Source organism: Salinispora sp. H7-4 (genome assembly GCF_013416675.1).
Taxonomy (GTDB): Bacteria; Actinomycetota; Actinomycetes; order Mycobacteriales; family Micromonosporaceae; genus Micromonospora; species Micromonospora vitiensis.
In genome coordinates this window covers 96,209-110,298 of record NZ_JABZED010000035.1, presented here as the reverse complement: position 1 = coordinate 110,298, position 14,090 = coordinate 96,209, and the positions used below count along the sequence as shown (strand labels likewise).

The 14,090-nt window shown below is 71.1% G+C and carries 12 protein-coding genes, 1 tRNA gene and 3 pseudogenes; 9 read left to right on the top strand and 7 right to left on the bottom strand.

What is annotated here, in order from left to right; all coding sequences use genetic code 11:
* Both H0524_RS16005 and H0524_RS16000 read left to right on the top strand, forming a co-directional pair.
* Window positions 1-643, top strand: a 643-nt coding sequence (locus H0524_RS16005; RefSeq protein WP_255435990.1) for an AarF/UbiB family protein, incomplete at its 5' end; no start/stop codon positions are given.
* A complete protein-coding gene (locus H0524_RS16000; RefSeq protein WP_180199348.1) occupies window positions 643-1,824 on the top strand; it encodes an FAD-dependent monooxygenase in 1,182 nt (393 codons plus the stop codon). The genes H0524_RS16005 and H0524_RS16000, both read left to right, overlap by 1 nt.
* Before the next feature lie 164 nt (window positions 1,825-1,988).
* Here the strand turns inward: H0524_RS16000 and H0524_RS15995 are convergent, their stop codons facing one another.
* The 5 genes from H0524_RS15995 to H0524_RS15975 all read right to left on the bottom strand — a co-directional run bounded on the left by H0524_RS15995 (window position 1,989) and on the right by H0524_RS15975 (window position 7,925).
* Complete coding sequence (locus H0524_RS15995; RefSeq protein ID WP_180199347.1) at window positions 1,989-4,754, bottom strand: helix-turn-helix transcriptional regulator; 2,766 nt, start codon at window positions 4,752-4,754, stop codon at window positions 1,989-1,991.
* Between the two features lie 152 nt (window positions 4,755-4,906).
* Window positions 4,907-5,095, bottom strand: coding sequence for a (4Fe-4S)-binding protein (locus H0524_RS24330; protein WP_255435996.1), 189 nt, complete (start codon window positions 5,093-5,095; stop codon window positions 4,907-4,909).
* Between the two features lie 97 nt (window positions 5,096-5,192).
* The gene (locus H0524_RS15985) at window positions 5,193-5,498 is read right to left on the bottom strand and encodes a GNAT family N-acetyltransferase (protein ID WP_180199346.1); all 306 of its coding nucleotides are present in this window, start codon (window positions 5,496-5,498) and stop codon (window positions 5,193-5,195) included.
* Between the two features lie 314 nt (window positions 5,499-5,812).
* Window positions 5,813-6,754, bottom strand: coding sequence for a DUF5996 family protein (locus H0524_RS15980; RefSeq protein ID WP_180199345.1), 942 nt, complete (start codon window positions 6,752-6,754; stop codon window positions 5,813-5,815).
* A 445-nt stretch (window positions 6,755-7,199) separates the two neighbouring features.
* Window positions 7,200-7,925, bottom strand: a complete 726-nt coding sequence (locus tag H0524_RS15975; RefSeq protein WP_180199344.1) for a flavodoxin family protein — start codon at window positions 7,923-7,925, stop codon at window positions 7,200-7,202.
* 185 nt (window positions 7,926-8,110) lie between these two features.
* Between H0524_RS15975 and H0524_RS15970 the strand changes: the two genes are divergently transcribed.
* Window positions 8,111-8,647 (top strand): helix-turn-helix domain-containing protein, encoded by a 537-nt coding sequence (locus H0524_RS15970; RefSeq protein ID WP_180199343.1) that lies wholly within the window; start codon window positions 8,111-8,113, stop codon window positions 8,645-8,647.
* Between the two features lie 258 nt (window positions 8,648-8,905).
* Here H0524_RS15970 and H0524_RS15965 read toward each other — a convergent pair.
* Together H0524_RS15965 and H0524_RS15960 are read right to left on the bottom strand one after the other, a co-directional pair.
* Window positions 8,906-9,805, bottom strand: a pseudogene (locus H0524_RS15965) (DUF2399 domain-containing protein).
* Window positions 9,806-9,867: 62 nt separating this feature from the next.
* A pseudogene (locus H0524_RS15960) lies at window positions 9,868-10,692 on the bottom strand (DUF2397 domain-containing protein); the annotation flags it as partial.
* A 388-nt stretch (window positions 10,693-11,080) separates the two neighbouring features.
* On the opposite strand from H0524_RS15960, the gene H0524_RS15955 reads away from it, so the two are divergent.
* The 6 genes and pseudogenes from H0524_RS15955 to H0524_RS15935 form a co-directional block, all read left to right on the top strand.
* Window positions 11,081-11,392 carry a hypothetical protein gene (locus H0524_RS15955; RefSeq protein ID WP_180199342.1) on the top strand — a complete coding sequence of 104 codons (312 nt, stop codon included), beginning with the start codon at window positions 11,081-11,083 and terminating at the stop codon, window positions 11,390-11,392.
* A gap of 6 nt (window positions 11,393-11,398) precedes the next feature.
* On the top strand, window positions 11,399-12,337 hold the full coding sequence (locus H0524_RS15950; RefSeq protein ID WP_255435989.1) for a hypothetical protein: 939 nt from the start codon (window positions 11,399-11,401) through the stop codon (window positions 12,335-12,337).
* 228 nt (window positions 12,338-12,565) lie between these two features.
* A tRNA-Arg gene (locus H0524_RS15945) sits at window positions 12,566-12,638 on the top strand.
* Between the two features lie 281 nt (window positions 12,639-12,919).
* Window positions 12,920-13,120: a prevent-host-death protein gene (locus tag H0524_RS15940; RefSeq protein ID WP_180199278.1), complete on the top strand. Its 201-nt coding sequence runs from the start codon at window positions 12,920-12,922 to the stop codon at window positions 13,118-13,120.
* A 56-nt stretch (window positions 13,121-13,176) separates the two neighbouring features.
* Complete coding sequence (locus tag H0524_RS24325; protein ID WP_218942113.1) at window positions 13,177-13,362, top strand: hypothetical protein; 186 nt, start codon at window positions 13,177-13,179, stop codon at window positions 13,360-13,362.
* Window positions 13,363-13,543: 181 nt separating this feature from the next.
* Window positions 13,544-13,894 (top strand): annotated as a pseudogene (locus H0524_RS15935) (hypothetical protein); the annotation flags it as partial.
* Between the last annotated feature and the right edge of the window lie 196 nt (window positions 13,895-14,090).

Below are 14,090 nucleotides of genomic sequence, written 5' to 3'. Positions count from 1 at the left end.
GCCCGAGGTACGCGTCCCCGTCCTGCACGACTCCCTGTCCGGGCCGGACTGCCTGGTCTTCGAGTTCGTGCCGGGACTGGACGTGACCACACCGGCGCAGCTGCCCGCCGGGAGCCGGGCGCGCCTCGGATCGGTCGTGCTCGCCGCGGCGCACCGGATGATGTTCGTCCGCGGCTTCGTCCACTGCGACCTGCACCCGGGGAACCTGTACCTGACCCGGGACGAGCGGGTGGTGATCCTGGACGCCGGCTACTGCGTCCAGTTGCCGGCGCGGGTGCGTGAGCTGATCGGCGAGTTCTTCGGCCGGCTCGCCCAGGGCGACGGCAGGCGCTGCGGCGAGATCATCCTGGAGAGCGCGGTGGCCATCGGTTCCCCGGCGGAACAGGAACACTTCCTCGGCGAGATGGCGGAGCTGGTCTCCCGCAGCGCCGGCCCCGGCAACACCTTCGACATGTCGGAGTTCGGCAACGAGGTCTTCGCGCTCCAGCAGCGGCACCACATGTACGCCGCGTCCGACTTCGCCTTCCCGCTGATGTCGCTGTTGGTTCTGGAGGGCACCGTCCGGAGCATGGCGCCGACCGTGGACTTCCAACAGGTCGGCGCGGCGCCGGGCGGCCGCCCGGGGCCGGGACTCGTCCGCTGATGGCCGGTTCCCACCCTCCGGTGCGGCGGGAGGCGGGCGCGGCCCGGCGGGCCATCGTGGTCGGCGCCGGCCCGGCCGGGCTCGCCGCCGCGCTGGCCCTGCGCGCCGCCGACTACACCCCGGTGGTCCTGGAGCAGGCGGACGTGCGGCGACCGGCCGGCACCGCGTTGACGCTGTGGCCGAATGCGATGGCCGCCCTCGCCGAACTGGAGGTCGACGCCGCGGTCGTCGCGGTCGGCTGCCCGGCCGAGGGCAATCAGATCCGTACGGCGGGTGGCCGGCTGCTGGACGACGTGCCCGGTGCGACGATGCGTGAGCGGTTCGGCGGAGTGGGGATCACGCTGTTCCGCAGCGACCTGACGGCGGTCCTGCTCGATCGGGTCGGCCCCGCCGTGGTGCGTACGGGCGCCCGCTGTGTGGGCTTCACCCGCACGGCGGACACGGTGGTGGCCCGGCTCGCCGACGGCACCGAGGAGGTCGGGGAACTGCTGATCGGGGCCGACGGGCTGCGGTCGGTCGTCCGGGCGCAGCTCGTCGACGGGCCGGACCCGCTACGCTATGCCGGCTGCCCGGTGTGGCGCGGTGTCGCCGAGTACGACCTGGGCACCGCCCCGGGACTGCTGAGCATGGGACGGGGCGAGCAGTTCGGCCTCTTCCCCATGTGCGACGGTCGCGCCTACTGGTTCGCCAGCCTGCCGATGCCGTCCGGCAGGGCCGCCGGCATCGCCGCGGCGCCGCTGTTGCGCGAACACTTCGGGCACTGGCACACGCCCGTTCGCGCGGTGCTGGCGGCCACCCCGGACAGACACATCATCGCCACCGACATCTTCGACCGGCACCCGCTGCGTCGCTGGAGCAGCGGAAGGGTCACCCTGGTCGGGGACGCGGCGCATCCGAGTACGCCGAACCTGGGCCAGGGCACCTGCCAGGCGCTGGAGGACGCTGCCGTACTGGCCCGGTGGTTGCGCCGCGGCGACGCCGTGCCCGAGGCGCTGCGGGGGTACGAGGCCGACCGCCTTCCCCGGGCCAACAGACTGACCCGGCAGGCGGCCCTGCTCGGCCGGTTGGGGGGGTGGCGCAGCCCGCTGGCCTGCTGGCTGCGGGACCAGATGATGAGCCGAGCCCCCGCCGGGCCCCGACAGCGGCAGTTGGCCGAGATGTTCGCCTTCCCGGCCCGCTGACCGGGGCCGGGGCCGGGCATCCGGGTACTCGGCGACGGGGGCGCGGAGCCGGCCGACGGCTCGGCGTCGGTGGTGTGGCGGGCGTCCCGCCGGTCACCGGCGGGGTTCCGGGCGCCGCGGCCGGGTGTGTCGGCAGGTGCATCCCGCACGCGGGCGGTGATGGGTTACCGTCGATGGGTGGTCGAGCTGAGGCGCAGGTCCCCGTTGAGGTCGATCCTGGCGAGTTCGGCGCGGTTGGTGATGCCCAGTTTGAGGTAGACGTTTGCCAGGTGGTGGCCGACGGTGCGGGGGCTGATCAGCAGTTTGGCCGCGATCTCCCGGTTGGTCAGTCGCTCCGCGGCCAGCTGGGCGACCCGCAGCTCCTGGACGGTCAGCCCGGCCGAGGTCGACGGATCGGCGGCGTGGAGAGCGGACCGCCGGTCGGTCAGGGCCTGCTCACGCAGGGCCCGCGCCCGCAGCGGCTCGGCCCCCAGCCGGTCGAAGGTCTCGGCTGCCGCGGCGAGCTGAGACCGGGCGTCGGCCCGGCGGCGGGCCCGCCGCAGCCACTCCCCGTACAGCAGTCGGGTACGGGCATACTCGTACGGGTGCGCCGCCGCCCCCGCGACGTCTAGGGCGGCCCGGAACGAGTCCTCAGCCATCGATCCGCGCTGGACGAGGGCCCGGAGACGGTGGCCGGCGGTACGGGCCCAGGTCGCCCCCGTACGCCGTGCCCACTCCTCCACCATGTCGACCTGAGCTCCGACGACGTCGTCGCTGCCAACCTGCACCGCCGCTTCGACGGTGTCCACGGCGGCGAGCAGCGCAAAAGTGCGGTGCGCGGCCTCGTGCCCGGGCTCGGCGAGACACCTCAGATCATTCAGCGCCTCCTGCGGGCGGCCGTCGAACAACGCCGCCCGCCCGCGAAGCCAATACGCCGAGGCGGTGAACGCCCGCACCCGCCGCGGTACCGAGACCTGAAGGATCCGGACGTTGTGCTCGGCGACGCCGCGGTGCTCGCCGCGGGCGGCGGCCAACATGCCAAGGGCGCTGCGGCTCTGCGCGGCGAGGTGATCCGCCCCGACCTCCTCGGCCAGCCGCAGGCCCTCGGCCGCCGCGAGCGCGGCCGCGTCCCACCGGCCTGCGGCGGTGTCGAGGACCGAGAGCTGGGCCAGCACCAGCGCCAGCGCGGTGAGCTCGTGCCGACGCCGCAGCTGCGCGGCCTGCAAGCTCAGCACGTCGAACAGTCCGCCGTCAATGCCCCACGCCTGGACCAACGGCACGGGCGGGAGCAGCTCCCAGGCCGCCGTGCCGAGCCGACCGACCGTATCGCTGGCCAGGTCCGGGCTGGTCGGGGTGATCTCACCGGTCTCGTCGTAGCAGGACCACCAGTTCCGCAGCATGGGCATCAGCCCGGACACGGCGGCATCACCGTCGGTGTCCACGGCACGCACCCGCCGCAGCGCCTCCCGCTGGAGGTCGGACCGCCCGGCCGACCACGCGGCGCGGACCGCCACCGTGCCCAGTTCCACAGCGCGGCGGGTCCGGGGAACCACGGCCATGTCGCAGACCAGGTAGCGGTGGGCACGATCGGGCACGCCGTGGGCAAACTCGAGGATCCCGCGCAGCCCGCCGCTCAGCCGGGCGATGGGAAGCACTCCGCCCAGGCGCTCGGCGTCCTCGAGCAACTGCCGCGCCGCCCCGGTGCGGCCGGCGTCCCATGCGGCACGGGCGGCGGCGGCCAGCCGGCGCGCGGCGTCCGCCGGCTCCGGCGACAGCTCGGCGGCTCGACGCAGCGTGCGAGCAGCCATCGGGCCCGCGCTGCGGCGCAGGCACTGCTCGGCGGCGTGCTCCAGAAGCGTAGCGACGTTCTCGTCCGGCCCATCGGCGGCGGCGGCCAGGTGCCAGGCCCGTTCCGTGGTGGCGTCGGGCGGCAGCGCCGCGGCCAGCGACCGGTGCGCAGCCTGCTGTTCCGGAAGGGGAGCACCGTCGTAGATGGCCGCCGGAATCAGCGGGTGCCGGAACTCCAGGCGGGCTGCCGAGGCATGAAGCAGGCCGGAGCGCAGGGCCTCCTCCCAGCTGGACGTGTCGACGCCCCAGTCGGCGCCGGCGCGATGCACGACGTGCCGGTCGCCCCGGCCCTCGGCGGCGGCCAACAGCAGTAACGCCCGGGTCGACGGTTTCAGGGCCTCGGCCCGCACGCAGAACGCCCGCCGTAACCGCGGCCCGACCGGCACCGGTTCCCCGGACGGGGTGTGGGACGCCTCGCTCTCCCCTTCGCGGCCAAGGGTGGGTAGCTCGTGCAGCGCCAGCGGGTTGCCCCCCGCCGCTCGCACCGTGCGATCGACAAGCGCCGGGGCGGCCTCGGGCAGGGCGACGGCCACGAGCCGACGCGCGGCGTCGTCGGCCAGGCCGACGACCTCCAGCTCCGACAGCCCCTCCCACGGCCCCGAGGCCGGATCCTCGTGCCCGGTCAGCAGCACCGCGACCGGCTCCGTCGCCACTCGGCGTGCGACAAACGCCAGACACTGTATGGTCGCCTCGTCGATCCACTGAGCGTCGTCCACCGCTACGAGCACCGGTCTCTCCCGAGCCAGACCGGAGACCAACGACAGCACGGCCGCGCCGATGAGGAAGCGGTTGGCCGGGTCCCGGCTCATCCCCAACGCGCCTCGCAATGCCGCAGCTTGCGGAGCGGCGAGCGTCTCCAGCCGATCCAAGACCGGCCACAGCAGTTCGTGCAGCGCCGCGAACGCGAGCCCCGCCTCCATCCGGGTGCCCCGGCACCGCAGCACCGTCGCGTCGGACGCCGCATCGACAGCATGCTCGAGCAGGGCAGTCTTGCCGATACCCGGCTCACCCCAGAGCACGAGCCCGGATCCCGCGCCGTCCGCCGCCCGATCCAGCAGTCGGTCCAGCGCCGCGATCTCCGCGTGCCGCCCGAACAGTTCCATGCATAATCCCCGAGTGTCGCGTCCGGCCGCGATGGCACGGTCGCTTCCCAGGCTATCCCTCGGGGGCCGGGATCGGGTTCACGACTTCCGCCTGCCGTAAGCACCGTCCAGAGCCGCACCGCACCTGGCCGGTGGTGGTCGGCGGAGGGCAGTCAGCGCTGCTCTCCGCCGACCGGCGCGTCAGCCCCGCCGTCCACACGTTCGTACCGCAGCGTGCCGGAGGGGCCGCGCCGCACCACCTCGGCCAGGCGCTCGGTGTCGGCGCCGTCGGGCTGAGTCACGGACGCCGGCCCGGGGGCGAAGACCTCCGGCAAACCGCGTACGCACTCGGCGGCGTGCAGGCACCGCCTGCCCTCGTAGGGTCACGGTGATCGACTTCGCCGCGTACGCCTTTGTCCCGCTGTTCATGCCGACCTCCGTCGCTGCCACGCCACCCGTTCAGTCGCTGACTCTGCTGCGGGACTGGTAGACCAGATCCTGGTACTCGGGATGCCGACCGATCCATCCCGCGAAGAACGGGCAGGTGGCCAGGACGAGCAGGTGCGCGGCCCGGGCCTCGTCGAGGGCGGCGCGGGCCAGCGCCGACCCGACCCCCTTACCCTCGTATTCGGGCAAGACCTCGGTGTGCACGAACGCGACGAGTTCCGCGGTGCGGATGTACTGTGCGACGCCCGCGAACTTGGACTCCCCGTCGACCCGGGCCTCGTACCGGTTGGCCTCGGGAACGTCCTTTACTTCCACCATGGCGTGTCCTCCGTCCGTGTTTTCGTTTCCGCCGGGAACGGATGGTCGTTCCCGGCCGGCCTGGCAGGTTTTCCTGCCTCTGGGCTGGCGAAAAGCTGCATCTCCCCGGCGGAGGACACCCCCGGCTGGCACCGCCATGCCGGCGTCTGGATCCCGACGGCGCCGGACTGGGCGATGATCCGCGCCCGCTCCTCGCCGAGGGCCCGGATCCTTCCCTGTGCGATGGCCAGGGCGGCGCGGTCGAACGTGTCCCGGATCGGAGCGTCCCGGGCCCCGGGCGGCCGCACCGGTCGGCGCCCGGCCCGCTGTTGGTCTCACGGGGCCGGGGTTCGGTGCCAGCGAAGCGGGTCGTCCTCCAGGGCGGAGCGGTTCCAGTGCCCGAGGTCCGCGGCGGCTTGGTAGCTGGTGCGAAGGAACTCGGCGACCGCGCGGTCGGGGTCCGGTGCGGCCCGGGCGGCCTCGTAGGGCAGCAGGAACTGCTGGAACTGGGTGCTGAAGTACGCGCCTTCGGGACCGATCGGCTGCTCGGCGAACCCGTCGGGTGCGGGGTAGGCGTAGGAGTAGAAGGCACCCTCCTCGCCGCCGCCGGGCCAGAATCCGCAGCTGGACAGTTCCCGGGAGTAGCCCTCGACCATGACCCAGTCGCCGCAGTTGGGCACTCCGCCGGGGTGCGGCGGAGCCGACCGGCCGGAGAAGCGGGTGCAGGCGAGGTCCATCGCGCCCCAGAAGAAGTGCACCGGGCTGACCTTGCCCACGAAGTGCGACCGGAACTCGCCGATCACCCGGTTCGCCTGCAGCAACTGTCGCCAGAACAGGGTGGCCGCCTCGCCATCGTAGGAAGCGTGGTGGTGGTCCTCGGCGAAGGGGATCGCCGGGTCGACCTCGTTGGGGTGCGGCCGAATCGGTGCCTCGATCCCGAGTTCGTCGAGTAGGGCCATGACCCGCGAGTAGAACTCGGCGACCGGCATCGGCCGGAGCGGGAGGCTCCGCGCGCCGCCGTTGCTGGTGCGAACGTCGAGCCGATGGCCGACAAAGTCGAACTCGATCTCGAAGGCTCCCGTGCCGTACGGGATGGCTGACGTCGTCAACCCGCGCGGGCTCACGTACAGGGTCACCTGCCACCAGTGGTTGACCAGCGGAGCGTGCGCCATACGGATCTTGCCCACGATCTGGGTCCACATGTGCAGGGTGTCGCGGGTGGCGGTCCAGTCCGAGACCCGCAGGCTCGGCCAGCTCATCATTGCCGGGCTTGTCATCACTACTCACATCCTTGGCGCTGTCACGAGAGGGTGACGGTCGTCGTGGTCGGGTCCTCGGTTCGGCCGGTCGCGCCCGTTGGGCGCGCCCCCGGGCGCAGGGGCGTCCGGTGGGTCGGCCCCGAAGGTCGTGCTCATCGGCCTGTGGTCGCCGAAGTAGGCGCTGTCCGCGACAGCGGCCGGGCCGCAGTTCTCCTGCAGGGTAGTGAGGACCACGACGGTCTCGATGACCTGACGGCGAGTCGCGGCCTCGCAGGGGACGCCATGGTTAAGGGTGTCACTGATCGCGGCCATCGTCGTTCCTCGTTCTGTCGTAGGCACACACCCGTCGGGCGGGGCGGTGGCCATGGGGCTCCGTCCGGGCCGTAGGTGACCGTGGCCGAGTCGACGAATCGGCACCGCCGCGTCCCTGAGCCTGGTCCGTCCCGGGTCGTCGGCCATCGGGTCAGCGGTACTCGGGGTTGGCGGCGTCCGGACGAATGCCTGCGTCCCAGGCCGTGCGCTGGTTGCCGTAGGCCGGGAACCCGCCGGCACGACGGATCATCGACGCGAGGTGGAGCAGGTTGTAGGTCATGAACGCGGTATTGCGGTTGGTGAAGTCGTTCTCCGGCCCGCCGGAGCCCTCGTCGAGGTAGGACGGCCCGGGGCCGACCTCACCGAGCCAACCCGCGTCGGCCTGCGGCGGGACAGCGAAGCCGATGTGCTGCAAGCTGTAGAGGATGCTCATCGCACAGTGCTTCAGGCCGTCCTCGTTGCCGGTGAGCAGACAGCCACCGACCCGCCCATAGTAGGCGTACTGGCTTTGCTCGTTGAGTACGCCGGAGTAGCCGTAGAGCCGCTCGATCACCCGACGGGTAACCGAACTATTGTCGCCGAGCCAGATCGGTCCGGCGATGACCAGGATGTCGGCGGCCAGCACCCGGGTCAGCAACGCGGGCCATTCGTCGGTGTCCCACCCGTACTCGGTCATATCGGGTCGGACGCCGGTGGCGATGTCGTGGTCGACGGCGCGAACCTGGTCCACGCTGACCCCGCTCGCCTCCATGATCGCCACACTACGGTCGATCAGCCCCTGAGTGTGGCTGCGGCCGGGTGAACGGTTGAGGGTGCAGTTGATGTACATCGCGCGCAGCCCGGTGAAGTCGGGCTTCTCGATCGGCGCCGCGGTCATGGGGTCCTTCCTCGTTGTCGGTCGGGTCGTCGGCCCCGTAGGCCGGGTGGGTCCACGTACCGAGTGTCGGACGCTGCGGCCTGCGCCGCATCGGCCGGTCAATCGGTCGGTCGTGCTCGGGGTGGCGCGATTGACGCACGCCGGCGCTCACCTCGCCCGCGATCGCACGGCATCACACGACATCGATGACCGTGAGCCGACCGCCGTCGCCGGGGTCCGCGGCCGGGACACCGAACGCCCAGATCGCCGCTGACCTGCACGTCAGTGTCGACACGGTCCGTAGGTGGCGGTCCCGGTTCGCTGTCGGTGGTCTGGCCGCACTGACCGACGCGAAGCGGTCCGGCCGGCCCGTCGGACCGGGCCGCCCCGCCTACCAGGAGTTCGAGTACGTCCGGCACGGCACCGTGTCGATCGTCGCGGCCCTCGACGTCCAGACCGGCCAGGTGATCACCGAACCGATCGGGCGCAACGACTCGGTGACCTTCCACCGGTTCCTGACCATGCTCGACACCGCCATCGACCCAGCGAAACAGATTCACGTCGTGCTGGACAACGGGTCCTCACACGTCGCGAAAGCCACCCGGGCCTGGCTTGCCGCTCATCCCCGCTGGCACGTGCACTGGACCCGGTCCACGCCTCCTGGCTCAACCGGCCGGCGACGTAGGGTCGGCGGTCGGCGAGGGGGGGAGGGCACCCGAACCGCTCGCGGAGCAGGTCGATGAATGCCCGCAACTCGACCATCGGCACCCGGTGGGTGCGGCGGCATTCCGCAACAGCCGGCCTCAACGAACGCGGCCCACGTTACCGAACGGGCGCCGAGTGTCCGGTATCCGGGCATGCGACATGGGAGTGAGGCGGCAAGAACGGGGGTGGCCGGGTCGGGCTGATCACGGACTTCGGCGAGATCCTTGCCGGGCGAGGCGCGGGCCCGCGGCGTTCGACCTGCAGCATCCGACGAGACGGGAAACGCCTGCCAGTCGTTACCCGGCTCCGGCCGCGTGCAGGTCGGTGATGAGCTGGTCGAGCAGCCGTTCCTCCATCACCGCTCGGCCGGTACGCCGCATCGACTCGCCCAACGCCTCCTCCCACGGCGTCCGGGTGGGCGTACCGAGCAGGGCCGTGCCGGTATCTGCTGCCGGAAGTTAGTCAGCCGCGGTCATCCGCCACGGGACCGCGCCCGGATACCGCTGGAGAGCTGCCGCCGTCAGTCGTACGCCGGTCCAGTCGAAGTCGTTGCGCCACCGGATTACCGCTCCCGGTGCGGCGTGCAGCAGTGTGTGAACGGCGACCGACGGCACTCCTTCGGTGCAGATCAGCGGTGGGGCCTGGGGCCCGAGCGCGGTGGTGGCCGCGCGTAGCACGGCGGGGTTCTCGCAGACGTAGACCTCGCCGCAGGCCAGGGCCAGTGGTGCCAGGCGCAGTTGGTGCAGGGTGACCCGCATCGGCACGCCGGCCTGCGCGGCCTCCGTCAGCCACCTCCCGAGCAGGCCGCCGGTGGCCGGTACGTTGAGCACCAGCACCTGGCTGGCGAGGTTGTCCGGGACCAGACCGACTGATTCCCATAACGCCCGCTCCCGCTCGCCGTCGACCGGGAGCGCCGCCTGTTGCCAGGCGGCGACGGCACGGAGGACGAGCCCGCGCAGCGGCCCGTCGGTGAGGGCCTTCGTGTCGTCCAACACCCGGTCGGCGAAGGCGGGTATCGGCTCGTCGGCCGCGGGCAGCGCGTCCAAGACGCGGATCACGTCCTCGAACGGCAGTCCGGTGCGGACGACGCGGGTAAGGGTGCCGTCGCGGCGCAGGCCGTCGAGCCATTCGGCGTACCAGGCGGTGCCGGCGTGCCGGCCGTCGTGGGCCACGGCGAGGACGGCGTCGCGGGCCACCGCCTCGCGTTTGAGATCGGACGGTCGGTTGCGCAGCGGGGCCGTCGTGCGATGGTGGCGTCCGACAACCGGTCCGCCTCGCTGGGCTGCTCCGGGCCCGCCGGCGCCAACCACGACCGCAGCCCCGCCCAGCGCCGCCGCCAGTCCTCCAGCCGCTGCACCCGGGTGTGGAACAGCCGCTCGTCGGCCTCGGCGGCGGCCTCGATCAGCCGGTCCAGGCCGGTCGTCTCCACCTCGTGCACCGCCGCGCGCAGCCGGGGCGTGTACCGCTGCAACTCGTCGTGGAAGTCCCGCAGGTGAGCCAGCAGCGCGTCCTTGTGGGCGAGGAACACCTCCGGCCGCACGTCGTTGGTCCGCCCCAGGTCACCCAGCATGTGGTAGAAGCGCGCCGCCCGCTCGGCGATGTCGGCCAACGACCGGTCCAGCCGGTCGAGCTTGCGGTAGACCTCCTCGGCGTCCCCCGCCTCATTGGCCGAAGCCAGCGCGTTGAGGTCCGCCAGCAGGTCCGCGAAGACCAGCCGGGACAACGTCGAATCGTCCATGCTCGCCGACAGGACCGCCTCCACCGCCCGGTGCGCCCGGTAGCCGGCCTCGGTGAACTGGTACACCGAGTGCCGGTTGCGGTACTCCGCCAGCGTCGTGGCCCGGGAACTGTCCTGCCCCCGGTCGAGCACCCCCCACTCCACCAGGGCATCGAGCAGCCGCGGCAACTCCAACCCGGCCGGATCCGGGCAGGCGGTGTCCGCCTCGTGCAACGCCGCCAGCGCGGCGGCCACGTCGGAGGTGTGCAGCACCACGTGGTAGCTGGACCGCGCCGAGTCGAACGCCCGCAGCAGCCACAGGTAGGCGAGCCGGTTCTCCGCCGTCACGTAACCGAACAGCCGCATCCGGTCGTCCAGCCCGAAATCGTCCAACCCGAACGTGGGCCTGGGTGGCTGCGCGGTCATCGTTCTCCTCCACGGGACGCGAACGGCTACTCACCCTATCCAGCCGGCCCCGGAGGGCGGCGAGGCGCGCGCGGGACCAAGGATCGTGGAACGACGTCAAGGGCTGCGGTGCCCGGGTAGGTGCTGTGGCCCGCAGCATTGGCCGGCGCGGCCGGTAGCCCCGAGATCGGACAGGCTGCTCATGTACAGGGCTGTCCGGCTGCACCTTCGGCTCTTCGGGTGGACCCGTTCTTGCATGGCACGGCGTACACGTCGGCCCGGGCCCGGAACCGGTGGGCGGACAACGCCAGTTCCGAACACCCCGACACCGGTCCGCTATCCTCCGCCGATGGCATCGGAGAAAGACGGCGCGCTGGAGGCGATGATCGAGGAAGCCACCCTCGACGCGTACGGCGACGACGAACAGCTCACCGGCCTGTTTACCCTGATCGAAGAACACCTGGCGGTGCCGTTCACCACCACCGTCCTCGGCGTCGAGGTCACCGTAGGCAAGATCGAGCTGACCGCGGACAGCATCGTCGCGGTCTGCGCCCGAGGCCGCCACCGGCAACGGGTCGGCCTTCTCGACCTGCCGCTACCCACCCCTATGCCGGACGGTGCCGCGTGGATCGATGCCTACCGGCACTGGGCTGGAAGGTAGGCCACGATGAGCGAGTACCAGTACTACGAGTTCACCGCCGTCGACCGACCGCTCACCGGCCGGGAGCGGGCCGAGCTGCGGTCGCTGTCCACCCGGGCCGACATCACCGCCACCAGCTTCGTCAACACCTACGAGTGGGGCAACTTCAAGGGCGACCCGCGCAAGCTGGTGGAACGGTACTTCGACGCGCACCTGTACCTGGCGAACTGGGGCACCCACCAGCTCATACTGCGACTACCGAAACACGTGCTCGACCCCGCCACCGCCGCCCGCTACTGCCAGAGTGACAGTGCGTCAGCGTGGACCGCCGGCAAGAACGTCGTCATCGACCTGCGCGACGAGGACGAGGACGGCGCCGACGAGTGGGATCTTGACGGCCACGGTCTGCTCGCCTCGATCATTCCGGTCCGGGCCGGCCTCGCCGCCGGTGACCTGCGCCTGCTCTACCTGGCCTGGCTGCGCTGCGTACAGTCCGAGGAGATCGCCGACGACGAGCCCGAACCGCCCGTCCCCGCCGGACTCGGCACCCTCGACGCGTCCCTCACCGCCCTCGCCGAGTTCCTGCGCATCGATCCCGACCTGATCGCGACTGCAGCGGCCGGATCGTCGCCAGCCGCTTCCGGTGAACCGACCACTGCGCAACTACGCACCTGGGTCGTCGGACTGCCCGGCCGGGACAAGGACGCCATCATGACCGACCTGACAGCCGGCGGCGACTGCCACCTACGCGGCCGACTGCTGCGCCGCTACCGCGACGCACACCGCACCGACACACCCACCCCGGCAACCGCCCGCACCGCCGGGGAGCTGCAAGCCACGGCCGCCGACCTGCGCGCCGAACGGGAACGACGGGACGCCGAGCAGCGCGAACGTAACCGGATTAGCCGGGAACGGTCGGCAGCAGCCGCCCGGCAACGGCACCTCGACACCCTCACAGTTGATTAGCCCGCCGTATGGCAGCGGGTGGACATCTCGATTGCCAGGAAGAATCCTCGCGAGTACGACACCGCCGTACAACTCCTCGTCGACCTGCGCGACCTCGCCGAACCCGGGGTACGTGTTCTCGAGGTGCGCTCCTGGGCTGCAACAACAGGGGTCCGGGTGACGTGGGTGAACGTGAGCTACTCCCTGCCACCCCAGGTGAACCCCCGGGTCGCTAGACTGGGCGCTCGCGCCCTCGTAGCTCAGGGGATAGAGCAACGGTTTCCTAAACCGTGTGTCGCAGGTTCGATTCCTGCCGGGGGCACCTCGAAGACCAGCCAAAACGCTCCTGAGCTGGCAATACATGCGCTACTCAATTAGAACAGGTGCGCAAACGTGCGGGCCAGTCAACGACGTCAACACCTCAGCAATCCGGTCGTTGACGCTGGCCTCCTGGCCGTCGATGCACTTGGCGTGCACTTGGGCAGCACGTCGACTGAGCGCCCAGCGCGGGCCGCGGCATCGGGCGCTGGGACTCCCTTGTTCGGTCAGAGCGACACCACCACATGCCGCAGGTCGTATGTCCGCAGCCGATATCCGTCGCCCGTGACAGCCGCACCGACGTTGCCCTTCCGCGCCCACTCCGCCGGACGCATCACCTACGTCACCCGCCGTGGTCAGCGCAGGGCCGCCATCCTCCCCGTCGGCATGGCCGAGGCGATCGAGCGGGCCGAGGACGCCGCAGACGTCGCCGCCGCCCGTGAAGCCCTGGCTCGTATGGACGCCGGCGACACTCGATCCCCCTGACCCAGCTGCGCGAAGAGCTCGGACTGTGACCACCCACCGCCGGCCACCCCGTCGAGGTGGAGCATGCCGCCGCAAACTTCCAGCGGCTGCCCGCCGTTGGATTCACCGGCGAACGGGCCCGGCTACACGTCAACAGTCGGCCCGAGCTGCTGGAACGGGACCTGGCGCAGGGAGTTGGTCGACGTCGACAGGGGCCCCGCGCCACCTCGGTCGCCCGCGCAGCAGCTGCATCACGGCGATGAAACACCGCCCCCGACATGTGACCTTCGGAGATCTACATGCCTGAATCTTTGCCGGTAGTCGGGGTGGACCGGCAGGGATCGCCTCGATCATTTAATCGAGGTTCACTTATTCATTGGATACTAACAAAGCACTCTTAGGCTTCGGGGGATGGATCCAAGCCCTCTAGCACCTGGAGGTTCCATGGGCCACGCCCGTCAGGCGATGTCCCGACTGATCGCCACTGCTATCCTCATGGCCGCCGGCCTGGCCGTCGCACCGGCGACGGTCGCCTACGGCGCCGATCAATCCACCGAGCCCGCCGCGCAGGCGAGTGGTTTCTGGGCCTGCTCGGTGCCGTCTGGATACACCTACACGGCGGTACGGCGACAGCTCAACGTCTGCAACCCCGGCGGCTTCGCCAACTCCTACTATGTCGTCGCCCCCAGCGACGGGGTCTGGACCTGCACCGTGCCGTCCGGATACACGTACTCCTCCGTGCGACGACAGCTCAACGTCTGCAACCCCGGCGGCTTCGCCAACTCCTACCTCCTGGTCGGCTAACAACCGCCGGACCACTCACTTCGCACAACACAAAGCGACAGATGCGCATGCAGCGCATTGCTGTCGGGCTTGCCAGCGTGCAGCTATACATGGTGAACGTTCTGCGATCCATCATGCTCGATATGACAGATGACCAGGCTGCGCCAGCGCTCATCTCTAGGTTTCTCGCCATCCGGTGCCTGACTCC